A 23,857-nucleotide genomic window follows, 5' to 3' on the forward strand; every position below is an offset into this window, starting at 1 on the left:
ACCCGCCATTCACGCGCCGAACAAGGATAGACCATGAGCCTTCCAACGCTGGCCGAATTGCCGGCCATTCTCTTGCCCATCGCCCAGCGCGCCGAGCAGTCATTTCGTGACGCCGTAGCCGCGCTGGACGACGATCATGGCCTTTCTACGTGGACGCCGCAACGCTGGGCCGATTTCGCCCGCGTGTGCGCCGCCAGTGATTTTGTCATTGAACAGGCTGTTCGTGACCCTTTGATGTTGCTCGAACTGGCCGCCCTGGGCGAGCTGGATCGCGACTTTGCGCCGGGCCAGCTGTGCGGGCAAATCGCCGGTGCGGTGCAGCAGGCCGAAACAGAAGATGAGCTGGGCCGCGTCTTGCGTCGCCAGCGCACGCGCCAGCAAGTACGCATTATCTGGCGCGACCTCACGCGCCAGGCCGATCTGGTGCAGACCTGCCGCGACCTGTCCGATATGGCCGACGCGAGCATCGACCAGGCCTACCAGTGGCTGTATCAGCGTCACTGCACGCAGTTCGGCACGCCCACCGGCCGGCGCACTGGCGAACCGCAGCACATGGTCATTCTCGGCATGGGCAAACTCGGCGCGGTGGAACTGAACCTGTCGTCCGATATCGACCTGATCTTCGCCTATCCCGAGGGCGGCGAGACGGTGGGCGTGAAGCGCGCCCTGGACAACCAGGAATTTTTCATCCGGCTGGGTCAAAAACTGATCAAGGCCCTCGACCCGATGACCGTCGACGGCTTCGTGTTCCGCGTCGACATGCGCCTGCGCCCCTACGGTTCGGCCGGCGCGCTGGTGCTCAGTTTCAATGCGCTGGAGCAGTACTACCAGGACCAGGGCCGCGACTGGGAACGCTACGCCATGATCAAGGCACGTGTGGTCGCCGGTGACCAGATGGCCGGTGCACAGTTGCTGGATATGCTGCGGCCGTTCGTCTATCGGCGATACCTGGACTTCTCCGCGATTGAAGCGCTGCGCACCATGAAGCAGCTGATCCAGCAGGAAGTGCGACGCAAGGGCATGGCCGACAACATCAAGCTGGGCTCGGGCGGCATCCGCGAGGTGGAATTTATCGCCCAGGCATTCCAACTGATCCACGGCGGCCGCGACCTCAGCCTGCAACAACGCCCGCTGCTCAAGGTGCTCGGCACCCTCGAAGGCCAGGGCTACCTGCCGCTGGCGGTGATCGCCGAGTTGCGCAATGGTTACGAATTCCTGCGCTACACCGAGCACGCGATCCAGGCGATTGCCGACCGCCAGACACAAATGCTCCCCGACAGCCCGTCAGACCAGGCGCGTATTGCCTTTATGCTGGGGTTTGCCGATTGGGCCGCGTTCCATGAGCGCCTGATGTACTGGCGCGGACGCGTGGACTGGCACTTCCGCCAGGTGATCGCCGATCCAGACGAAGAAGAGGGCGCCGAAAGCGAGCTTGTTGTCGGCGGGGAATGGTTACCGTTGTGGGAAGAGTCCCAGGATGACGACGCCGCCTGCCGCCAATTGGCCGAAGGCGGTTTCAGCGATGCGCCCAAGGCGCTCAAGGCCCTCGCCGGCTTGCGCAGCAGCCCGCAGTTACGCGCGATGCAGCGCCTTGGTCGCGAGCGGCTGGACGCGTTTATCCCGCGCCTGTTGGCCCAGGCCGTCGAACACGCCAACCCGGACCTGGTGCTGGAGCGTGTATTGCCGCTGGTGGAGGCGGTTGCCCGGCGCTCTGCTTACCTGGTGCTACTCACCGAAAACCCCGACGCCCTGCGCCGTCTGCTGACCTTGTGCGCCGCCAGCCCGTGGATTGCCGAACAGATCACCCGTTTCCCGTTGCTGCTGGACGAACTGCTGAACGAGGGGCGCCTGTTCAAACCGCCCCTGGCGCCGGAGCTGGCCGCCGAGCTGCGCGAGCGCCTCACGCGCATCCCCGAAGACGACCTTGAGCAGCAGATGGAAGCCCTGCGCCACTTCAAGCTCGCTCACCGCCTGCGCGTGGCGGCCTCGGAAATCGCCGGCAGCCTGCCCTTGATGAAAGTCAGCGACTACCTGACCTGGCTCGCCGAAGCCATCCTCGAACAAGTGCTGGCCCTGGCCTGGCGCCAGACCGTGGCACGCCACGGTTCGCCGCAGCGGCTGGACGGCACGCTGTGCGATCCTGGGTTCATCATTGTCGGTTATGGGAAAGTCGGCGGGATCGAACTGGGGCATGGTTCGGACCTGGACCTGGTGTTCATCCACGATGGCGACCCCCAGGCCGAAACCGATGGCGCCAAGCCGATCGATGGCGCGCAGTTCTTCACGCGCCTGGGCCAGCGCATCATTCACTTGCTAACGACCCAGACCAACTCCGGGCAGTTGTATGAAGTGGATATGCGCCTGCGACCTTCCGGCGCCTCCGGCTTGCTGGTGAGTTCCCTGGGGGCGTTTGAGCGCTATCAAGAAAATGAAGCATGGACATGGGAGCATCAAGCACTGATTCGCGCGCGGGTGCTGGTAGGCAGCCAGGATGTGGGTCGGGCATTCGAGCAGGTACGGGCTAAAGTGTTGGGGCGTGAACGGGACCTGGACACGCTGCGCCAGGAGGTCAGTGAGATGCGCGCCAAGATGCGTGACAACCTGGGGACTAAGGCGACGGCGGCCGGCACGGGCGCCAATGCCTTCGAGGCCACGGTGGCGTTCGACCTCAAGCAGGACGCCGGAGGTATCGTCGATATTGAATTTATGGTGCAATACGCGGCTTTGGCGTGGTCTGCGCAGCATCCGTCGTTGCTGCGCTATACCGACAATATCCGCATTCTGGAAGGCTTGGAGCAGGTGGGGCTGATGCCCGCCGCCGATGCCCATCTGCTGCGCGAGGTGTATAAGGCCTACCGTTCCGCCGCGCATCGCCAGGCCCTGCAAAACGAGGCCGGGACGGTTTCCGGGGATCAGTTTGCCGACGAGCGGCGCCAGGTGACGCGCATCTGGCAGGCGTTGGGGTTGAGCTGAAACACTATTAGGGCGGGGAGGCATAAGCCTCCCCGCATCGTTTGTGGAAACTACATGAATATTCTGATCGTTGGGCCCAGTTGGGTCGGTGACATGGTGATGGCACAGACACTGTTCCAGTGCCTGCGCCAGCGCCACCCGGACTGCCAGATCGACGTGCTCGCCCCTGAGTGGAGCCGGCCGATCCTCGAACGCATGCCCGAAGTGCGCAACGCCTTGAGCTTCCCGCTCGGCCACGGCGCCCTGGAACTGGCAACGCGTCGTCGCATCGGTAAATCCCTGGCCGGCAGGTATGACCAGGCCATTCTGCTGCCCAACTCGCTGAAGTCGGCGCTGGTGCCGTTTTTTGCCGGTATTCCCAAGCGCACCGGCTGGCGCGGCGAGTTTCGCTACGTGCTGCTCAACGACGTGCGCACGCTCGACAAAACCCGCTACCCGCTGATGATCGAACGCTTCATGGCCCTGGCCTACGCGCCGGGTGCCGAGCTGCCAGAGCCGTACCCGCGCCCGAGCCTGCAGATCGACCCGGTGACCCGCGATGCGGCGCTGGCCAAATTCGGTCTGAGCCTGGATCGCCCGGTGTTGGCGCTGTGCCCCGGTGCCGAGTTTGGCGAGTCCAAGCGTTGGCCGGCCGAGCACTACGCCAAAGTCGCCGAGATGAAGATTCGCGAAGGCTGGCAGGTGTGGTTGTTCGGCTCGAAAAAAGATCATCCGGTGGGTGAAGAGATCCGCCAGCGCCTGATTCCCGGCCTGCGCGAAGAGTCGGTCAACCTCAGTGGCGACACCTCCCTGGCCGAGGCCATCGACCTGTTGTCCTGTGCCGATTCGGTGGTGTCCAACGACTCCGGCCTGATGCACGTGGCGGCGGCGTTGAACCGCCCGTTGGTGGCGGTATACGGCTCCACCTCGCCCGGCTTTACGCCGCCGTTGGCTGACAAGGTCGAAGTGGTGCGCCTGGGCCTGGACTGCAGCCCGTGCTTTGATCGCACCTGCCGTTTCGGCCATTACAACTGCATGCGCCAATTGTTGCCCCAGCCGGTCAACGATGCGTTGCAGCGGTTGCAGGGCTCTGTGGTCGAGGTTCACTGAGTTGCGGGTACTGGTAATCAAGACCTCATCCCTGGGCGACGTGATTCACGCGTTGCCGGCACTCACCGACGCGGCGCGGGCGATCCCCGGCATTCAATTCGACTGGGTGGTGGAAGAAGGCTTTGCCGAGATTCCTACCTGGCACCCGGCGGTGGAAACAGTCATCCCGGTGGCGATCCGCCGCTGGCGCAAAAACATCTGGCAGACCCTCAAGAGTGGCGAGTGGCGGCGCTTCAAGCAGCAGCTGCAATCGACCAAATATGACCTGGTGATCGATGCTCAGGGCCTGTTCAAAAGCGCCTGGCTGACCCGCTACGTGCGCGCACCCGTGGCCGGCTTCGATAAAAACTCCGCTCGCGAACCCATCGCGGCTCGCTTCTACTCGCGACGCCTGGCCGTAGCCCGCGGTCAGCACGCCGTGGAGCGTCTGCGCCAGTTGTTCGCCGTGGCCCTGGGTTACGACTTGCCCAAAGGCCTGGGCGACTACGGCCTGAGCACCGACAAACTGCTCGGCCTGCCGCCGAAAAAGCCGTTTGTGCTACTGCTGCACGGCACCACCTGGGACACCAAGCACTGGCCCGAGGCCTACTGGCGCGAGCTGGCCGAGCGCATGGGCCGCCTGGGCGTGGACGTGAAGTTGCCGTGGGGCAATGCCGCTGAAAAGGCCCGGGCCGAACGCCTGGCTCAAGGCCTGAGCAACGCCGAAGTGCTGCCCAAGCTCAACCTGGCTGGCGTGGCTCGCGTATTGGCCGGCGCCCGCGCCTGCGTGGCGGTGGACACAGGCCTTGGCCACTTGGCCGCCGCGTTGGACGTGCCGACCATTTCCCTGTTCGGCCCGACCAACCCGGGGCTGACCGGCGCCTATGGCAAGGGCCAGATTCACCTGGCCAGCGACTTTCCCTGCGCGCCGTGCCTGCAAAAGCACTGTACCTATCAACCGACGGCCGACGACCTGCGTCGGTTCGACATCAAGCGCGAATCGCCCCTGTGCTTCACGCGCTTGAACCCTGAGCGTGTGGCCAGCCGACTGAGCACGTTGTTATTGGCGGAGGAGCTGCACTGATGCAACTGGCTTTTGTTCTGTACAAATACTTCCCCTTCGGTGGCCTGCAGCGTGACTTCATGCGCATCGCCTTGGAGTGCCAGCGGCGCGGCCATCAGATCCGTGTGTACACGCTGATCTGGGAGGGTGATATTCCGCCGGGCTTTGAAGTGTTGGTAGCGCCGGTCAAGGCTTTCTTCAATCATCGGCGCAACGAAAAGCTGCTCGCCTGGATGGACGCCGACCTGGCCAAGCGCCCGGTGGATCGCGTGATCGGCTTCAACAAAATGCCTGGCCTGGACGTGTACTACGCCGCCGACGGCTGCTTCGAAGACAAGGCGCAAAACCTGCGCCATTCGCTGTACCGCAGTTTTGGCCGCTACCGCCACTTTGCCGAGTACGAACGCGCGGTGTTCGCCAGGGACGCCAAGACCGAAATTTTGATGATCTCCGAAGTGCAGCAGCCGTTGTTCATCAAGCATTACGACACCCCGCTGGAGCGTTTTCACCTGCTGCCGCCGGGCATTGCCCAGGACCGTCGCGCGCCGCCGAATGCGGCCCAGATCCGCGAAGGGTTCCGCAAGGAATTCAACCTGGCTGACGACGTACTGCTGCTGGTGCAAATCGGCTCTGGCTTCAAGACCAAAGGCGTCGACCGCAGCCTCAAAGCCCTGGCCGCGTTGCCGCCAGAACTGAAGAAACGCACGCGCCTGTTTGTAATCGGCCAGGACGACCCCAAAGTATTCCAATTGCAAAGCGCCACTTTGGGTCTGGGCGATAACGTGCAGTTCCTCAAGGGGCGCAGCGATATCCCGCGTTTCCTGCTGGGCGCAGACGTGTTGATTCATCCGGCCTACAACGAAAATACCGGCACCGTTTTGCTTGAGGCAGTGGTGGCCGGCTTGCCGGTGCTGGTCTCGGCGGTGTGTGGCTATGCCCATTACATCGACGAAGCCGACGCGGGCCTGGTGCTGGATGAGCCGTTTGAACAAACCCAGCTCAACGCTTACCTGGCGCGGATGTTGAGCGATTCTGCACAGCGCGCGGCCTGGGGCCGCAATGGGTTGGCCTTCGCTGAGACGGCCGACCTCTACAGCATGCCGCAGCACGCTGCGGATGTGATTCTGGCGGAGCCAAAACCATGAAGTTGATGCTTGCCGAACCGTTCAAGACCCTCTGGGCCGGGCGTGATGCGTTCGCCGCCGTCGAGGGGCTGGAAGGCGAGGTGTACCGTGAACTCGAAGCGCGTCGCACCTTGCGTACCGAGGTGGACGGCCGTGGCTATTTTGTGAAGATCCATCGTGGCATTGGCTGGGGGGAGATCGTCAAAAACCTGGTCACCGCCAAGCTGCCGGTGCTCGGCGCGGGCCAGGAATGGCTGGCGATCCAGCGCTTGCAGCAATTGGGCGTGCCGACCATGACGGCGGTGGCCTATGGCGAGCGCGGCAGTAACCCGGCGGACCAGCACTCGTTCATCATTACCGAAGAACTGGCGCCCACGGTGAGCCTGGAAGATTTCAGCATCGACTGGCTCAAGCAGGCGCCCGAGCCGCGCCTCAAGCGCGCGTTGATCGCCGAAGTGGCGCGCATGACCGGCATGATGCACCGTGGCGGAGTCAATCACCGTGACTGCTACATCTGCCACTTCCTGCTGCATACCGACACACCGGTGACGGCCGACAATTTCAAGCTGTCGGTGATCGACCTGCACCGCGCCCAGACCCGCGACAAGATCAGCCTGCGCTGGCGCAACAAGGACCTGGCGGCCCTTTATTTCTCGGCGCTGGACATTGGCCTGACCCGTCGCGACAAGCTGCGCTTCCTCAAAAGCTATTTCCAACAGCCGCTGCGCCAGATCCTCGCCCAGGAGGCCGCGTTGCTGCAGTGGCTGCAAGGCAAGGCCGACAAGCTTTACGCACGTAAACAGCGATACGGGGATGCGCTCTGATGGCGGGCTGGAACCTTGAACCGGCCTACTCCACCCTGGCGGATGATTTTGGAAGCCTCGAAGCGGTGTTCGCCCTGCAAGGCGAGCGGCTGACCCGCGACCCGTTGTCGGAAGTGATCCGGGTCGAGCGCGGTGGGGTCAACTATTACGTCAAGCGCTACGTCGGTGCCGGCAAGGGCCTGCGGCGCTACCTGGGCAAGCCGCGGGTCAAGTCCGAATGGCAGAACCTCAAGCGCTTTGCCAAGTGGGGCATCCCGACTGCCGACGTAGTGGCCTGGGGCCTGGAACGCAATGGCCTGGCCTACGACCGTGGTGCGATGATCACTCGCGAGCTGCCACGCACCGAAGACCTCTCGGTATTGGCCGAGCGTCACGATGCGCGCCTGCGTGACCCCAAGTGGGTCAACGTGATCAGTCGTCAGCTCGCCGAATACACGCGCACGATGCACGATCATCGCTTTACCCATAACGATTTGAAGTGGCGCAACCTGCTGGTCGATGACCAGTCGACCCTGTACCTGATCGACTGCCCCAACGGCGATTTCTGGCGTGGCTTCTGGCTCAAGTACCGCATCACCAAGGACCTGGCCTGCCTGGACAAGGTGGCCAAGTATCATCTGTCGGCCACCCAGCGCCTGCGTTTCTACATGCAGTACCGTGGATGCCGGCACCTGAGTGAGTCGGACAAGCGGCGTATTCGCCACGTAGTGAAGTTTTTCGAGGGGCGTGAATGAGCGATTTCCTGGCGGCTGAAGACCGTGCGTTGCTGGAGCGCCACGGCCTCGCCACATTTGACGCGTTGTGGGCCAAGCAGTTGGACGCGGTCGACGAGCCGAACACCAGCCATGGGGGGTGGAGCAGCGTGTTTCGCCTGGAGCTTGACGGCCACGGTTATTACCTCAAGCGCCAGAGCAATTACCTGACGCGCAGCCTGCACCGGCCGCTGGGCGAGCCGAGTTTTTCCCGCGAGTTTCGCAATATCAGCCGCTACCGCAAGCTGGGTATCCCAGCCTTGCAGGCGGCGTTCTACGGCGAGCGCAAGGTCGCGGGTGAACATCGCGCCATGCTGTTGACCCGCGCCCTGGACGGCTGGAATGACCTGGATTCATTGCTGGAGCAGTGGCCGCAACTGAGCGACGCCCAGCACCGTGCGATCCTGCTGGCCTGCGGCCAACTGGCGCGGCGCCTGCACAGCGTCGGCCAGGTGCATGGTTGTTTTTACCCCAAGCATATTTTTTTGCAGGCCACCGGTGACGGTTACGCCGCGCAATTGATCGACCTGGAGAAAACCCGCCCGCTGCTGTTCGGCTGGCGTGACCGGGTCAAGGACCTGGAGCCGTTGTTGCGTCGTGCACGGCCGTGGTCGGATGCGCAGGTGCGTCAACTGTTGGCGGCCTACCTCGATCAGCCGGAAGACAGTGCGCTGGTCACCACCTGGCTGCAACGCCTGACGACGCGGCGCAGCCACAAGGAGAACCGCTGATGCGTTTGTCCGAGTTGAAAAACGCCGGCCGCACACCGAGTCTGCCGTTGACCCTTGACCTGGCGGACGCCGCCGGCCCCGGTCAGTTGCAACTGCTGAGCCTGTTGCGCGTGCTGCCTGGCGAGCGTTACGTGGGCGCCGCAGTCTGGCGCGGGCGCCCGGTGCTGGCCAAGTTACTGGTGGGCGGCAAAGCTGCGCGGCATTTTCAGCGTGAGCTCACGGGCGTGCGGCTGTTGGCCGAACAAGGTCTGACCACGCCATTGTTACTGGCCGATGGGTTGCAGGAAGGCGAGGGCGGTTGGCTGCTGTTCGAATTTATCGAGGGCGCTGAGAGCCTGGCCGATGCCTGGCATGCGGTCGAAAGCTTGCCGCCCTTGGCCGACGAACAAACTGCCGTGCTCGCCGAAGCGCTGGGCGCCATTGCCCAGATGCACACCAAAGGCCTGTGGCAGGAAGACCTGCATCTGGACAACCTGCTGCGCCAGAACGGCAAGTTGTACTTGATCGACGGGGCCGGCATCCGCGTTGAAGAGGCGGGCAAGCCGCTGTCGCGTGACCGGGTGCTGGAGAACCTCGGTGTGTTTTTTGCGCAGTTGCCCAAAAACCTCGAGCCGTTTACCGAGGAGCTGCTGGTGTACTACCTGCTCGGCAACGGCGAACACGCCCTGCCGCTGCAAGCCCTGGAGAAACAGGTGCGTAAGGTCAGCGCGTGGCGCTTGAAGGACTTTTTGAACAAGGTCGGTCGCGAATGCACGCTGTTCAGCGTGGCGCGCGGCGCGTTCGGCTTGCGCGCGATGCGTCGCGAAGAAGAAGCGGCGATGTTGCCGGTGCTGCAGCAGGCCGACGCGTTGCTCGACAGCGGCCATCTGTACAAAACCGGCGGTACCGCCAGCGTGGCCAAGGTCGATGTGGCCGGGCGGCCGTTGGTGATCAAGCGCTACAACATCAAGGGTTTTGCCCATTGGCTCAAGCGCTTCTGGCGCCCGAGCCGTGCCTGGCATTCGTGGCGTGAAGGCAACCGTCTGGCGTTCCTCGGCATCGCCACGCCGAAGCCTTTGGCCGTGTTGGAAAAGCGCTTTTTCTGGCTGCGCAGCCGTGCCTACCTGGTCACCGAATACCTGCCGGGCCCGGACATCATCGAGCGCTTCGCGCCCTGCGTCGAGCACGGTGATGCGCCGGAAAGCGAACTGCTGGCGCTGGATCAGCTGTTTGCCGAGTTGATCCGCGAGCGCATCAGTCATGGCGACTTCAAAGGCCACAATCTGTTCTGGCACGAGGGCCGCTGGACGCTGATCGACCTGGATGCGATGTGCCAACACAGCTCGGCCGCCAGTTTTGCTGCGGCGTATGCCAAGGACCGGGCGCGGTTCATGCGCAACTGGCCGCAAGAAAGTGCATTGTACAAAGTGATTGATGAGCGCTTGCCCACCCAGGTGTGATCGAGCGCGCGTACTCATCGGCTCGCTCCTTGCGTTGATGAATAAGACGACTCCTACAGGCGCTTGGGCTTTGGGCGTCAGTCGTCGGCCGAGCAGGGTGATAGCTTTTCAGTTTTCTGAAGAGACGACGATGAAAACCAAACAAATGCTCGGACTATTGGCCTTGATCGGAGGTTTTTCGGCCGCGGGTGGTTGCGGTACCGTGACCACGGTGTTTCAGGAGGACCGCGCCACGGTCCAGTCCCTCAAGGCGAAAAAAACCTACTGCCAGTCTGTTCCGCGTATCTACAGTGGCGTGGCCTACGGCCTTTGCGCACTGCATGCGCCGCCCAATTCCGGAAGCGGGCTTTGGTTGAACAGCGTTCCGTGGGCGTTTATCGATGTTCCGCTCTCGGGTGTTCTGGATACGCTGGTCCTGCCCTACACGGTCTACCAGCAAAATGTCGACGGCAGCCTTGAACTTCGCTAGTCCCTTGCGCTAACAGCTTTCCCCCTCTTTTACGCTATAATCCCGCCCTTTAGCTGTTTCCTGCCCGCGCGGGAAACACACTTTTTTCAGGCGCCCCCCGCCTGCATGCAGACTAAAAGAGGCTAGACCCCAGTGGCATTGACGATTCTTGGCCTGTCCGGCGCCCTTAGCCATGATCCTTCCGCAGCCCTGTATATCGACGGCAAGCTGATCGCGGCCGCCGAAGAAGAGCGCTTCGTACGCGACAAACATGCAAAGAACCGCATGCCCTACGAATCGGCGAAGTTCTGCCTGGAACAAGCCGGTATCAAACCTTCGGACGTTGACGTGGTGGCGATTCCGTTCGCCCCGATCAGCCTGTTCGGCGAGGCGCGCTGGCACTACGCCAAGCGTTACTGGTACGCCCCGGACCGTGCACTCGACGCGATCCTGATGGGCAACCGCCGCTACAAGCGCTACCGCAACAAGATCGTCTGGTGCCTGGAGCAACTGGGCTTCGATCCGAAGAAAATCAAGATCGAGCCGGTTGAACACCACCTGGCCCACGCCTCCAGCGCCTACCACTGCTCGGGCTTCCAGGAAAAAACCGCGATCCTCGGCATCGACGGTAAAGGTGAGTACGCCACCACGTTCTTCGGCTACGGCGAAAACGGCAAGATTCACAAAATCAAAGAATTCTACGACCCGGACTCCCTCGGCGGCCTGTACGGCGCGATCACCGAGTTCCTCGGTTTCGAGATGCTTGACGGCGAGTTCAAGGTCATGGGCATGGCGCCGTATGGCGATGCCAGCAAATACGATTTCTCGCGCCTGGCTTCCTTTGAGAACGGCGAGTTGGTGATCAACACCGACTACGCCAACGTCATCGGCCTGCGCCGCTACAAAGAGAAAGGCAAGGGCTTCTACTTCTCACCGAAACTGATCGAGTGGCTGGGTCCCAAGCGTGAAGGCGATATCGCCGACGAACCTTACATCCACTACGCCGCCAGCATGCAGGCGCTGTTCGAGAAGCTGGCCCTGCAGATGATCGACCACTACCTGGGCGACATCCTCAAGGACACCGGCAAGCTCGCCTTTGCCGGCGGCTGCGCGCTGAACGTCAAGCTGAACCAGAAGATCATTGCCCGCGACGACGTGAAAGAGCTGTTCGTGCAGCCCGCGTCCGGCGATGCCGGCACCGCCGTGGGTGCGGCTGCCTACGTATCCCACGCCCTTGGGGTGCCGGTGGAGAAGATGGAACACGTCTACCTCGGCCCGTCCTACAGCAACGAAGACGTGATCGCCGCGTGCGCCAGGCACGAGAGCAAGCCGAACTGGCGCAAGATCGAAAACATGCCCAAGCGCATCGCCAAGATCATGGTAGACGGCAACCCGGTGGCCTGGTTCCAGGGGCGCATGGAGTTTGGCCCACGTGCGTTGGGCGGCCGTTCCATCATCGGTTGCCCAAGTGCGACCGGCGTGGCTGACCGCATCAACCACCAGATCAAGTTCCGCGAGCGCTGGAGGCCTTTCTGCCCGTCGATGCTCGACACCGTCGCCCCGCAAATGATCAAGGTCGATCATCCGGCGCCGTTCATGACCTTCACATTTGAAGTGTCGGAAGAGTGGAAAACCCGCGTACCGGAAGTGGTCCATGAAGATGGCACCTCCCGCGCCCAGGTGCTCAAGCGCGAATACAACCCGCGCTACTACGACATGATGAAAGAGCTTGAAGTGCTGACCGGCAACGGTGTGTCCCTGAACACCTCGCTCAACCGTCGTGGCGAAGCAATGATCTGCTCGCCGACCGACGCGCTGAACATGTTCTTCGGCTCCGACCTGCAGTACCTGATCATGGAAGACATCCTGGTCGTCAAAGACGGCGTGGACCCTTATGACGCGCTCGGCTGACCGCCACGTCCTGCAGTTCTGCCACGGCTATGACGGGCCGTTCCTCGATTGCGCGCGGCAGTACGCCAGTTTGTTCGCCGGCACAGGCTACAAGGTGACCACGGTGTTTCTCACCGGGGTCGCCGACCCGCAAGTGGCCGCCGGGTGTGCGTCCGACGAAGTGTTGTTCATGGAATTCAGCTCCAAGGCCATTCGCGGCCTGAAGTTGGGCGCCATCCGTGAACTGCGCAGGATCGCTGCGTCACGCAACTTCAGTTTCTGTATTGCTCACCGCTTCAAGCCGATCTACATCGCCTTGCTTGGCACGCGCTTGCCGGTGATCGGTGTGCATCACGCTTTTGGCGATTACCAGCGCGGCAGTCGCAAGCTGTTTGCCAGGATTTTTCGCAAACGCTTGAGCTTGCTGGGGGTGTCCGACGCGGTGCGTGACGACATGCGCCGCTGTCTGCCGGCCTGGCCCGCCGCGCGAATCCAGACCTTGTATAACCGCATTGACGTGGACGCGTTGCAGGCCGTCCAGGTGTCGGTGGACGAGGCGCGCGATGCCTTGGGCTTGTCGCCGGATGAGTGGGTGGTCGGCAATGTCGGCCGCCTGCACCCGGACAAGGACCAGGCCACGTTGCTCAAGGGGTTTGCCCTGGCGCTGCCGGATTTGCCGGCCGAAAGCCGCCTGGCGATTCTCGGCACCGGGCGCCTGGAGCAGGCGCTCAAGGACCAGGCGCGTGAACTGGGGATCGCCGACAAGGTGCTGTTTCTTGGCCAGGTGCCGGATGCGCGTCGGTATTTCCGCGCGTTCGATGTGTTTGCCCTGAGCTCCGACCACGAGCCGTTCGGCATGGTGCTGCTTGAAGCCATGGCGGCCGGTGTGCCGTTGTTGGCCACGGCCTGTGGCGGTGCGCGGGAAGTGGTCGAAGGCGTAGGTATCCTGTTTCCGTTCGGCGACGCCGAACACCTCGCTCAGGGGCTGCGGCATCTGGCGGCGATGGACCAGCACCAGCGACGGCAGTGTGCCGAGATGATGCTGGAACGCCTGCGCACGCGTTTCTCGGATCAGACGGTACGCGATACCTTCTGGCAACTGCCGCACGTTATTGAACTGACCGCGGGGGCTTGATGCTCAATCGATTCCAAGGCTGGCGCGAGCGGGGCTGGTCCGTCGTTGACGCGCCTGTCTACAGCGACGCCTGGCAGCGTTTTGGCGGCAGCGTCGCGACCCATCCTCAGGTGATCGAACGTCTGGCCGGGCTGGCCGATATCCCGGTGCGTTACCTGGCCTGGGCGCAGGGCGGTGAGCTGCGGGCGTGCATCGCCACCTGGGGACGCGACCTGGCGTTGTCCAAGGATGTGCTTAAACAGCGCGGTAAAAAGGGCTTGTTCGACTTGGGGAATGCCGAGTTGATCCTGCCGGCCGCCGCCAACGCCCAGGCGCCGCTGCGCCATCGCGCACGCTACCTGTCGACATTGAATGAAGGCCGTTTCAGCGGTCTCAAGCCCCAGGCCGAGCAGTTGGCCATGGCCCGCACACCGGAAGAACTGTCGAAGAAGTTTCGCTACAACCAGCGCCGCGAATTGCGCTTGCTCGAAGAGGCTGGTGGCGTCGTGCGGCCAGTGAGCGAGTTTTCCAGTTCGGAGCTGGCGGCGATTTACTGCGATCTGTTCCTGCGCCGTTGGGGCTTTGCGGCCACCGGTGCCGAGCGTATGGCCGAGGTGATCGAGCTGTTGCGTGAATGGTTGATCGGCTCGGTGATCTTTCTCAACGATGCACCCATCGCGGTGCAGTTGGTGTACCGGGTCGAGTCGCCCGAGTGGATCAGCGTGGAGTACGTCAATGGCGGCGTGGACCCTCAAACCCGTGCCTTCAGCCCAGGCAGTGTGTTGAGTTTTCTCAATACCCAGAGCGCCTGGGAGCAGGCGCGCGAAGTCGGCAAGCCGCTGCGGTTTTCGTTCGGGCGTGCCGACCGTGAGTACAAGGACCGTTGGTGCAACCCTGTGCCGGTACTGACCGTATGAGCCGCAAACAACAGTTGCTCAAGCGTCACCGGCGTAACAAGCGCGTGGGCGTGCTGATCGGCTTGGCGCTGCTGGTGGTGATCGGGGTCTGGGTCGCCTGGTGGTTGCCGCTGGTGCTTGGTGTGCTGGCGTGGGTCGCCCATGAGGCGTGGTTTGCCGACCATCTGTTCTATGCCCCTGGCGAAGACTATCGCTACCGTTTTGCGGCGGATGCCGAGGTGGCGGGGGTGCGCCTGGATGCCGGGCTGCTGCGGGTTGATCAACCCTTGGACAGCGCTGCGACCCTGGTGCTGGCGGTCACGGTCAAGAGCACGTGGCTGGGCCGATTTTTTGATCCTGTGGTGGCGATCCTGGGCGGCGAAAGCCCGGACCGACAGGCATTTGAGCGCGGTGTGAACGGCGTGCGCTATCTCAATCTCAGTGGTTTGGCGTCCGTCATCGCGGCCGGCGAGCTGCGTGTGCGCGGGCGCTTTTGCGCTGTGCAGGGCGTGCCCCGGCTGTGGGCGTGGGATAACCCCGATTATGCGGCGCAACGCGTGATGGTGATTGCGCCCCATGCCGACGATGCCGAGCTGGCTGCGTTTGGTCTGTACAGCCAGGCACACACACCCTGGATCGTGACGCTCACCGCCGGTGAAATCGAAGCCGAGCATTATCAGCACATGGGCCTGGCCCCGGCCGAAGCGGCGCGGCTCAAGGGCCGCCTGCGTGCCTGGGACAGCATCGCCGTGCCGCGCTGGGCCGGGGTGCCCGAGGCGCAATGTGTGCAGTTGGGGTACTTCTGCCTGCAATTGCCGGCGATGCGTGCCACACCGGATCAACCGGTGGCATCGCGCGAAGCGGAGCTTGGGGATGTGCGCCTGTTTCGCCAGTTCAATGCCTTCCCGTTGCCGGCGGACCGGGACGGTTCGCCGACCTGGAATAACCTGCTGGCCGATTTGCGCCAACTGCTGCTGACGGCACGCCCCGAAGTAATCGTATTGCCCCATCCGGTGCTCGACCCGCATCCTGATCACATCTGCGCGCAGCAGGCCGTGATGGAGGCGTTGGCAGGGTTGGAGTGGCAGCCGACGAGCGTGTTGGGCTACGCCAACCACCTGCATGACAACGACCGCTGGCCTATGGGCGACTCCGGTACCGGCATCGCCTTGCCGCCGCAGTTCGACGACACCCTTGAGCTGCACCCGTGCAGCCTGCCGCTGTCGTTGGCGCAGCAGCGCGACAAGGCCATGGCGCTGGGCATGATGCATGACCTGCAACCTGCCGCGCCGCTCAAGCGTCGTGTGCGGCGATGGCTGCAGCGAATATTGGCGGGGCGCTCGCGTTCGCCTTATGGCGAGAACGAATTTTTCCGCAAGGCCGTGCGACGGCATGAGTTGTTCTGGCGATTGTGAGCGCCTCTGTGAGCGCGTCTGTGAAAGGGAAAGTCATGAAAGTTTTGTTTCTGGTCCAGAAAGAACAGCGCGCCATTCTGGATCGCCTGTACGAAAGCATTGCCGAACACTGCGAGTGCGACACCCGCTGGCTGAGCAGTGACGAGCAGCGCAACCTGCGCGGTTACTTCCGGCGCGAGGTGGACGTAACGCGGTATGACCGTATCGTGTTCTTCCTGCGCTTCAAGCAGGAAATCCGCCAAGCCAGCTTCATTCGCACGATCCCCAATCTGGTGATCCTCGAGCATGACGCCTACCAGAACTACATTCCGTGCAAATACACCGGCAAGTTCAGCGCGCACTACCGGCGCCTGCCGTGGGCGCGGGTGATCAGCTCGGGCTACATGGTCACCGAGCGCCTGCGTGCCGAAGGCTTCGACGCGGTGTTCGTGCCCAAGGGCTACGATCAGGCGCTGCTTGAGGCCCAGGGGCGCGAGCGTGATATCGAGCTGGCGTTCGTCGGCAGCACCAACAGCGTGGCCTATAGTGGCCGCAAGGCGTTGCTCGATGAGTTGGCGCAAGTTGAACCTTTGGTGGTCACGCGCACCAAATCTGGTGAGGAATATTGTGCGACCCTCAACCGGATTCGTTTTTTCGTCAGTGCCGATGTGGGCATGGGCGAGTACATGATCAAGAACTTCGAAGCCATGGCCTGCGGCTGCGTGCTGTTGGCGTTCGATCAGGGCGCGGCGGAGAACGCGGCGCTTGGCTTCAAGGACAGGGTCAATGTGGTGTTCTACAGCGATATCCCACAGTTGCAGCAAAAGCTTGCCGAGCTGCGCGCCAACCCTCAACTGGCCGCAGACATTGCGCGTAACGGGCAGGCACTTGCGGTCAGTCAGTTCAGTTTTGCCCGCATCGGCCAACGCATTGTCGAGGCCCTTGAGCCTCCCCTGCGGGCCCGTGCACCGTTGAATCTGCTGGAAAGGTGGCGCCTGAAACTGGGCGTCTAATGGCGACCAGGTAGTCATAAATGATGGCTACATGATATTATCGAGGCTTGAATGCAATTCTCCGATCAAAGCGACATAACGCTCGTGGTGACCAGTTGCGGTCGCTTCGATTTGTTGAAACGCACACTCGAGAGCTTCGATCTGTTCAATACGGCGGACATCCGCGAAGTCTTCATTACCGAAGACTCAGGGGATGACGCGGTAAGCCATGCGGTCCCCGAGCACTGGCTCAGTCATTGCACGTTCTTGATCAACCGTCCGAAGCTGGGACAATTGGCATCCATCGACCTGGCCTACGAGTCGGTCAAAACCCCCTACATATTTCATTGCGAAGATGATTGGGCGTTTTATCGACCTGGGTTCGTCGAAGACTCCAAGACGGTGCTGGAGCAGCGCCCCGATATTCTGCAGGTCTGGCTGCGCAATTATGTGTACGACCTGCAGGTGCACAGCCCCTATATCCATTTGGGGCCGCGCGAGGTGATCGGCGGCGTGCCGTGTTATCCGCTGCTGTCCGACAAGCCCGAGTGGCAGGGGTTCTCGTTGAACCCGGGCCTGCGGCGGGTCAAGGAATATCGGCTGTGCGCGCCCTATGCAGGGTTCGGGGGCGAGAAGGGGCTTTCCAAGCGTTACGCACAGTTGAATCTGGCTGCCGTGACCCTGGAAGGCGACGCGGTGTTGCACACCGGTTTCGGTTTGCATGTTGCGACAGCGGAAGAGCGCTTGACCAAGGCGCGACGCAAGCGGCGAGAGCGGATCAAGTTAGTGGTCATGCTGATCCTGGGAGTGGGTATCGGTTGGTTGATCCATCGGTAATGACGACGAGCCACACCAACGCCGCATAAGGTTTTTTCGATGAGTATTCTTAACATCATGTGGGCCGGTGGGTCTGCATTCGCCTCGGTGCAGAAGGTTCATCAGCAAATACTGTCACGTGCCGACACCCGTGTACCGATCCACACCTGGTTGCTGCAAGGCAGCGCCGGCGACGATGGTCTGGTTGAACAGGCCGTTGAATGGAACCTCTCTTCCGCCAGGCTCAAAGGGCGGCACCTGTGGAAGTTGCTGATGCCCTGGATGCGTGCGCGCTTTCAGAAGGCGTTGCCTGAGGATCTGCAAGTGGTGCTGCTCGATGGCATCGGCGTGGCGCGGGTGCTGTTACCGGTGCTCGAGCAATTGCCGCACGTGCGCGCCGTGGTGATCTTTCATGGCGCTACGCGCTTGCGCAAAGCCGATCAAACACTCTTTGAGCAGTTCGCGGACTCGCAACTGACGCTCACTGCTGTCTCGCAAACGCTCGCCGCGTCTCTGGAGCGTTACCTGCAACGTCCGGTGGCGGTGCTGCGCAGCGCTTTCGATCCGGCTGTGTTCCGTGCCGCGGCGCTGTCCCGTGAGCAAGCGCGAACCCACCTGAATTTACCGTTGAGCGGCGCGCCGGTGTTGGGCGCAGTCGGTCGTCTGGTGGACGGCAAGGGGTTTGCCTGTTTGCTGGAGGGGTTTGCCAGCGTGTCGGCCGACAAACCCGACGCGCGCCTGGTGATCATCGGCGAAGGGCCGGCGCGCGAAGCGCTTGAAGCGCGTATCGAGGCCCTTGGCTTGCAGGGCAAGGTTTCCCTGCCGGGGCACCTGCCTGAAGCGGCGACCCTTTACCGGGCGTTTGACTGGGTCGCGATACCGTCAACGGAAGAAGGGCTTGGGCTGATTCTGCAAGAAGCGGTGATGGCCGGCGTGCCTGTGCTGACCAGCGAGCTGGCAGTGTTCCGCGAGCAGTTGGGCGACGCCGGCTGGTACGCCCCGGCAGACGATGTCGCTGCCTGGCGCGACCTCATGGGGCGCGCTTTTGCGGCGTCCGGCGAGGCGGTGGTCGAGAGTCAATGGCGGGCGCTGGCGCCGGAGCAAGCGTGGGACGACTTCACGCAAACCACTCAGCGCTTGTTCTCATGCCGCTAGCAGCGCTTGTTCCAGTGCGTGCATTGGAAAGCGCTCGTTCAGCTTCTCGCGCGCAATATAGCGGGCGAAATGCTGCAGGTTGCGCCGCGCCAGTTCCGGCTTCAGCGGCGCGCGCAGAAAGCGCATGTCGGCCACGTCGATCAGGCCCATTTGGTTGTCTGGCGTGACCACGATATTGCCCAGGTGCAGCGACCGGAAGTAGATCCCCGCGTCATGCAGGCGGCGAATAAGCGCCACCAGCGGGTCGAGGTTCGTGTTCCAGTCAAAACCGTCCTGGCTGGAAATCTGGCGCAGCGTTTCCCCCGGCAGCGGGCGATACAACACGGCCGTCATGCCGGGCGCCTGCAGTTGGTAGAACGCCAGTACGGTGAGCGTAGGAATGCCACGCTGTTGCAGTTGCGCTGCGTTGTCGATGAACCGTTTGGAGTAAGGGCGAAACAACGCAGACGAAAACAAACGCTTGCGACGAAACAGTTTGAGGATATTCCCGTCGGTCAGCAGGTAGACTTTGGCGCCGTAGCTGTCCTTTTCGAGGATTTTGGCACCTTCAATCATTGCGGTTAAATCGGCTTGGGGAAGCCTTGAACATTGCATCGTCGGAAAGCCTTGTGGGAGTCGCGGGCACAGTGATCGGCAATAATGCCGAAAGTTTTGGGTTTTAACCATGCCGGGCTGGCAGGTTGAACGTATTCAGGAGCAGGTGATGCAAGCTAGTCGTTGGGCGCAGGTATGGATGATGTTGGGGTTGTTGTGGTTTCTGCTGGCAATTGCCTTTGCGCCGACCAATAAGATTTATCAACAAGGATTGACGCTGTTTTTGTGGCTGCCGGCCATGGTGTTTGCCTGGGCTGCCCGCGAGCGCCTCAAGGAGGTCTGGCACGCGCAGCGCTGGCTGTGCCTGATGGTCGCGGCGCTTGCGGTCTGGGGCGCAATCAGCCTGTCATGGACCAATGCCCACGACCCTTCGCGCGAGGCCAAGCGTCTGTTGTACATCGGCGTGTTCCTGCTGTTTTTCCCGGTGTTTGCCTGTGGGCAGACCGAGCGCGTGATGCGTGTGATGCAGTGGGGCGGCTTTGGCCTGGCGTTGTCGGCGCTGGTGGCAATCATCAAGTTTTATGGCCTGGAACATAATGCCTGGTATGCACGCCTTGAAGGCTTGGGCCAACTGTCTCACCCGATTCTGGGTGCCTATGTGATCGGCCTGGCTGCGATCTGGCTGCTGCACTGGGTGCCGCGTGGCCGCTGGATGCAAGTGGGGTGGGCGCTGGCGGTCGGCCTGCTTGGGCTGTTCGTGGTGTTGAGCCAAAGCCGTGGCGCCGCGCTGGCGTTGCTGTTGACCATTGTGGCCATGCCCGCCTGGTGCCGTGACCGTCGTTCCAGCGTGATTGCACTTGGCGCGGTGCTCGCTGCGCTGGCGGTGTTCTTCGCCATGCAGTCGCTGATGCTGTCCCGTGGCGTGTCATACCGTCCGCAGATTTTCATGGCTGCAGTGCAGATGATCGGCGAGCGCCCGTGGACCGGCCTGGGGTTGGGCGGCGACTACAAGGTGTTTGCCGATAACCTGTTATTTGACCACTCCCACAACCTGTTCACCCACATTACGCTGGAGTTGGGCCTGCCGGGCCTGCTGCTGTGGTGCGGCCTGTGGTTCGGTGTGCTGTGGCAAGCCTGGAAGGTGCGCGACACGCTGTACGGCAAGGGCATCATCGGCATGTGGGTGTTTTCGTTCCTGGCCATGCAGTTCGACGCCGCCAGCCTGACGGGCACGCCGCGGGCCGAGTGGTTCATCTCCTGGCTGCCGATTGCGCTGGCCAGTGTTTTGGTCTGGGCTCGGGCCAAACCCGACGCGTGTGATAAAGTTCGCGTCCTACCCAATCAGTGAGCTCGACACATGAGTGACGCACCGCCAAAAGCGGACCAGGAATCCAGCCTGAAGATCTACTTCCGGCTGCTGGGCTATGTGAAACCGTATCTGGGCATGTTCCTGCTGAGTATCGTGGGCTTCGTGATCTTTGCTTCGACCCAACCGATGCTCGCCGGGATCCTCAAGTACTTCGTGGATGGCCTGAGCAATCCCGACGTGGTGTTCCTGCCCCAGTTCCCGTTGTTCAAAGATCTGAAGTTGCTGATGGCGGTGCCGCTGCTGATCATCCTGATCGCCGCATGGCAGGGCCTGGGCTCGTTCCTTGGCAACTACTACCTGGCCAAGGTTTCCCTGGGGCTGGTGCATGACCTGCGCGTTGAGTTGTTCAACAAGCTGCTGGTGCTGCCGAACCGCTATTTCGATACGCATAACTCGGGGCATCTGATCTCCCGTATCACCTTCAACGTGACCATGGTCACCGGCGCCGCCACGGATGCGATCAAGGTCGTCATCCGCGAAGGCCTGACGGTGGTGTTCCTGTTCGGCTACCTGCTGTGGATGAACTGGAAACTCACCCTGGTGATGCTGGCGATCCTGCCGTTGATCGCGATCATGGTCGGCAGTACCAGCAAGAAATTCCGCAAGCAGAGCAAGAAAATCCAAGTGGCCATGGGCGACGTGACGCACGTGGCCTCGGAGACCATCCAGGGCTATCGCGTGGTGCGCAGCTTCGGTGGCGAAAGCTATGAGCAGCGCCGCTTTGCCGCCGCCAGCCAGAGCAACACCGACAAACAACTGCGCATGAACAAGACCGGCGCGGTCTACACCCCCATGCTGCAACTGGTGATCTACACCGCCATGGCCGCCTTGATGTTCCTGGTGTTGCTGCTGCGCGGCGAAGCCACGGCGGGTGACCTGGTGGCCTACATTACGGCTGCCGGCCTGCTGCCCAAGCCGATTCGTCAGCTGTCGGAAGTCAGCTCGACCATCCAGAAGGGCGTAGCGGGTGCCGAGAGCATCTTCGAGCAGTTGGACGAAGAGCCTGAAGTCGACGCCGGCACCGTGGAGCGTGACCGCGTCAGCGGTCGTCTGGACGTGCGCAACCTCAGCTTCACCTACCCGGGCGCCGAGCGCGAAGTGCTGAAGAACATCAGCTTCAGCGCCGCGCCTGGGCAGATGATCGCCCTGGTCGGACGTTCGGGCAGCGGCAAGTCGACCCTGGCCAGCCTGATCCCGCGTTTCTACCACCACGAAACCGGCGAGATCCTGCTGGACGAGGTCGAAATCGAAGACTACCGCCTGCGCAACCTGCGCCGGCACGTTGCCCAGGTAACCCAGCACGTCACCCTGTTCAACGACACCGTGGCCAACAACATCGCCTACGGTGACCTGGCTGACGCGCCGCGTGCCGATATCGAAAAGGCCGCCGCCGACGCCTATGCCATGGACTTCATTTCGGAGCTGCCAAAAGGTCTGGACACCGAAGTCGGTGAGAACGGCGTGCTGCTCTCCGGTGGTCAGCGTCAGCGCCTGGCAATTGCTCGTGCACTGTTGAAAAACGCTCCGCTGCTGATCCTCGATGAAGCGACGTCAGCGCTGGATACCGAATCCGAGCGGCACATCCAGGCGGCGTTGGACAAGGTCATGAAAGGCCGTACCACGCTGGTGATCGCACACCGCCTGTCGACCATCGAGAAGGCTGACCTGATCCTGGTGATGGACCACGGTGAAATTGTCGAGCGCGGTACGCACGTCGAGCTGCTGGCCAAGGGCGGCTATTACTCGCGCCTGCACGCCATGGGGCTGGACGAGCCGGTCGCCAACGACATCACCTGACCGCCTGGGCGCGCAAGGCGCCCTGGTGTTTGTATCAAGCTCCTTACACAGCTTGACCAAAGCAAAATAATTCACCGCCTGTCGTTTGTTATGTTGGCCCTCTCGATTCGAATGACGAACGAGAGGGCTAACCTTCTTGCGTGGGTAATGGAATGTTGCAACGTCTGTTCTGGAAATTGCTTCCCAAGCACCAGAGAGTGTTTTTGCTGGGGCGTTTGTCCGTGGTGGATCGCCAGGCGGTGAACAAATCCTTGTCTGGGGTGATCACGCTCAACCCCGCCTTCGAGCGGCATCGATGCGTGTTTATCCATGTGCCCAAATGCGCCGGCAGCAGCGTTTGCTCTGCGCTGCTGGATGGGCGCTGGCCGGGGCATCTGCCGTATTACTGGTACCAGCAGCAATTTGCGCAGCATTGCGAACGCGCCTTCAAGTTCGCCTTCGTGCGTGACCCGTTGGAGCGCGCTTACTCCGCTTATACCTACTTGCGTAGTAACCACATGGGTGCCCGTGACCTGCAAGCCCAGGCGCTGGTCGCCCGCTATCGCGACTTCGACCATTTCATCGCCGGTTGGCTGCACCCGGACAACCTGCGCCGCCAGCTGCACTTTGCGCCCCAGACCGACTTTCTGGTCGACCAGATGGGCCAAATGGCCATGGATTTTCTCGGGCGCCAGGAGTCGTTGCAGCAAGACTTCCAGCAAGTGTGCGAACGCCTTGGCGTGGCCTCATCCTTGCCCCATTTGAATGTGTCACTGGGTCGCAGCAGCGAGCCAGTGCGCGAATTTTGCACCCTGCGTACACGGCGCCTGGTCAGGCGCGCCTATCAGCGTGATTACGAGGTCCTGGGCTATGAATAGTCAGTCGCTCTGCGGCGGTTTTGCTGCAATCACTCCGTTTGCCTTGTCGTTGTCGGTGACCGCGCGGGCGGCGCTCAAGCACCAGCAGCCTTGCTGCGTTTGGCTGACCGGGTTGTCCGGGTCAGGCAAGTCGACCTTGGCCAACGCGTTGGAAGTACAGCTCAACGAGCAGGGGCGGCACACCTTCGTGCTTGATGGCGACAATGTGCGGGGCGGCCTGTGCAGCGACCTGGGGATGAGCGATGCGGCGCGCAAGGAGAATGTCCGGCGGATCGGCGAAGTGGCGCGGTTAATGGTCGATGCGGGGTTGATCGTGATCGTGTCGGCGATCTCGCCGTTCAGCGCCGACCGCGCGAGCGCCAGGGCACTGTTCGGGCCGGGGCAGTTCTTTGAGGTGTACATCAGCACGCCGTTCGACGTATGCGCACGCCGCGACCCCAAGGGGCTGTATCGCGCAGCGCTGGAAGGGCGCATTCACTCGTTTACCGGTTTGGACAGTCCCTATGAGGCGCCGCAGCAGGCTGACTGCGTGATCAATACCGATGAGGTCGAACTGACCCGCGCTGTGGACCATATTCTGGCGGCTCTGTTTAAAAAATGAGCAGTTTTTGCCTGTGATGC

21 protein-coding genes are annotated in these 23,857 nt (G+C 62.1%); 20 read left to right on the forward strand and 1 reads right to left on the reverse strand.

Translation table 11 applies throughout. The features are described 5' to 3' along the window. Positions 1-33 precede the first annotated feature (33 nt). The 16 genes from glnE (at position 34) to PSH59_RS02385 (ending at position 18,679) form a co-directional block, all read left to right on the forward strand. Positions 34-2,973: a bifunctional [glutamate--ammonia ligase]-adenylyl-L-tyrosine phosphorylase/[glutamate--ammonia-ligase] adenylyltransferase gene (gene glnE / locus PSH59_RS02310; protein ID WP_305394210.1), complete on the forward strand. Its 2,940-nt coding sequence runs from the start codon at positions 34-36 to the stop codon at positions 2,971-2,973. A 54-nt stretch (positions 2,974-3,027) separates the two neighbouring features. Beyond that, on the forward strand, positions 3,028-4,062 hold the full coding sequence (waaF, locus tag PSH59_RS02315) for a lipopolysaccharide heptosyltransferase II (RefSeq protein WP_248077292.1): 1,035 nt from the start codon (positions 3,028-3,030) through the stop codon (positions 4,060-4,062). A gap of 1 nt (position 4,063) precedes the next feature. Continuing rightward, the gene (gene waaC, locus PSH59_RS02320) at positions 4,064-5,125 is read left to right on the forward strand and encodes a lipopolysaccharide heptosyltransferase I (protein WP_305394211.1); all 1,062 of its coding nucleotides are present in this window, start codon (positions 4,064-4,066) and stop codon (positions 5,123-5,125) included. Continuing rightward, the gene (locus tag PSH59_RS02325; RefSeq protein WP_305394212.1) at positions 5,125-6,249 is read left to right on the forward strand and encodes a glycosyltransferase family 4 protein; all 1,125 of its coding nucleotides are present in this window, start codon (positions 5,125-5,127) and stop codon (positions 6,247-6,249) included. Before waaC ends, PSH59_RS02325 begins: the two co-directional genes overlap by 1 nt. Beyond that, the gene (rfaP, locus tag PSH59_RS02330) at positions 6,246-7,052 is read left to right on the forward strand and encodes a lipopolysaccharide core heptose(I) kinase RfaP (protein ID WP_305394213.1); all 807 of its coding nucleotides are present in this window, start codon (positions 6,246-6,248) and stop codon (positions 7,050-7,052) included. The genes PSH59_RS02325 and rfaP overlap by 4 nt, the downstream gene beginning before the upstream one ends. Further along, complete coding sequence (locus PSH59_RS02335; protein ID WP_305394214.1) at positions 7,052-7,786, forward strand: lipopolysaccharide kinase InaA family protein; 735 nt, start codon at positions 7,052-7,054, stop codon at positions 7,784-7,786. The genes rfaP and PSH59_RS02335 overlap by 1 nt, the downstream gene beginning before the upstream one ends. After that, positions 7,783-8,535, forward strand: coding sequence for a lipopolysaccharide kinase InaA family protein (locus PSH59_RS02340; RefSeq protein ID WP_248077303.1), 753 nt, complete (start codon positions 7,783-7,785; stop codon positions 8,533-8,535). The genes PSH59_RS02335 and PSH59_RS02340 overlap by 4 nt, the downstream gene beginning before the upstream one ends. Further along, a complete protein-coding gene (locus PSH59_RS02345; protein ID WP_305394215.1) occupies positions 8,535-9,974 on the forward strand; it encodes a lipopolysaccharide kinase InaA family protein in 1,440 nt (479 codons plus the stop codon). Before PSH59_RS02340 ends, PSH59_RS02345 begins: the two co-directional genes overlap by 1 nt. Positions 9,975-10,104: 130 nt before the next feature. After that, positions 10,105-10,443 carry a YceK/YidQ family lipoprotein gene (locus tag PSH59_RS02350; protein WP_305394216.1) on the forward strand — a complete coding sequence of 113 codons (339 nt, stop codon included), beginning with the start codon at positions 10,105-10,107 and terminating at the stop codon, positions 10,441-10,443. A gap of 132 nt (positions 10,444-10,575) precedes the next feature. Continuing rightward, entirely contained in the window at positions 10,576-12,333 is a 1,758-nt protein-coding gene (locus PSH59_RS02355) for a carbamoyltransferase (RefSeq protein WP_305394217.1), read from the forward strand. Further along, positions 12,317-13,447 carry a glycosyltransferase gene (locus PSH59_RS02360; RefSeq protein WP_305394218.1) on the forward strand — a complete coding sequence of 377 codons (1,131 nt, stop codon included), beginning with the start codon at positions 12,317-12,319 and terminating at the stop codon, positions 13,445-13,447. Before PSH59_RS02355 ends, PSH59_RS02360 begins: the two co-directional genes overlap by 17 nt. Next, a complete protein-coding gene (locus PSH59_RS02365) occupies positions 13,447-14,343 on the forward strand; it encodes an antimicrobial resistance protein Mig-14 (RefSeq protein ID WP_305394219.1) in 897 nt (298 codons plus the stop codon). The genes PSH59_RS02360 and PSH59_RS02365 overlap by 1 nt, the downstream gene beginning before the upstream one ends. Next, on the forward strand, positions 14,340-15,737 hold the full coding sequence (locus PSH59_RS02370; RefSeq protein ID WP_305394220.1) for a PIG-L deacetylase family protein: 1,398 nt from the start codon (positions 14,340-14,342) through the stop codon (positions 15,735-15,737). Before PSH59_RS02365 ends, PSH59_RS02370 begins: the two co-directional genes overlap by 4 nt. 35 nt (positions 15,738-15,772) lie before the next feature. Next, a complete protein-coding gene (locus PSH59_RS02375; protein ID WP_248077320.1) occupies positions 15,773-16,729 on the forward strand; it encodes a glycosyltransferase in 957 nt (318 codons plus the stop codon). Between the two features lie 51 nt (positions 16,730-16,780). Continuing rightward, a complete protein-coding gene (locus PSH59_RS02380) occupies positions 16,781-17,545 on the forward strand; it encodes a glycosyltransferase family 2 protein (protein WP_305394221.1) in 765 nt (254 codons plus the stop codon). Positions 17,546-17,584: 39 nt separating this feature from the next. Next, positions 17,585-18,679 carry a glycosyltransferase gene (locus PSH59_RS02385; protein ID WP_305394222.1) on the forward strand — a complete coding sequence of 365 codons (1,095 nt, stop codon included), beginning with the start codon at positions 17,585-17,587 and terminating at the stop codon, positions 18,677-18,679. On the opposite strand, the gene PSH59_RS02390 is transcribed toward PSH59_RS02385, so the two are convergent. Next, complete coding sequence (locus PSH59_RS02390; RefSeq protein WP_248077328.1) at positions 18,668-19,234, reverse strand: toluene tolerance protein; 567 nt, start codon at positions 19,232-19,234, stop codon at positions 18,668-18,670. The genes PSH59_RS02385 and PSH59_RS02390 overlap by 12 nt on opposite strands. Before the next feature lie 148 nt (positions 19,235-19,382). On the opposite strand from PSH59_RS02390, the gene PSH59_RS02395 reads away from it, so the two are divergent. The 4 genes from PSH59_RS02395 to cysC all read left to right on the forward strand — a co-directional run bounded on the left by PSH59_RS02395 (position 19,383) and on the right by cysC (position 23,837). After that, on the forward strand, positions 19,383-20,561 hold the full coding sequence (locus PSH59_RS02395; RefSeq protein ID WP_248077332.1) for an O-antigen ligase: 1,179 nt from the start codon (positions 19,383-19,385) through the stop codon (positions 20,559-20,561). A 9-nt stretch (positions 20,562-20,570) separates the two neighbouring features. Continuing rightward, a complete protein-coding gene (gene msbA / locus PSH59_RS02400; protein WP_248077337.1) occupies positions 20,571-22,379 on the forward strand; it encodes a lipid A export permease/ATP-binding protein MsbA in 1,809 nt (602 codons plus the stop codon). Positions 22,380-22,531: 152 nt separating this feature from the next. Then, positions 22,532-23,236, forward strand: coding sequence for a sulfotransferase family 2 domain-containing protein (locus tag PSH59_RS02405; protein WP_305394223.1), 705 nt, complete (start codon positions 22,532-22,534; stop codon positions 23,234-23,236). Beyond that, positions 23,229-23,837 (forward strand): adenylyl-sulfate kinase, encoded by a 609-nt coding sequence (gene cysC / locus PSH59_RS02410; RefSeq protein WP_248077346.1) that lies wholly within the window; start codon positions 23,229-23,231, stop codon positions 23,835-23,837. The genes PSH59_RS02405 and cysC overlap by 8 nt, the downstream gene beginning before the upstream one ends. Positions 23,838-23,857: the final 20 nt, after the last annotated feature.

The organism is Pseudomonas sp. FP2309, from assembly GCF_030687575.1.
Lineage (GTDB): Bacteria > Pseudomonadota > Gammaproteobacteria > Pseudomonadales > Pseudomonadaceae > Aquipseudomonas.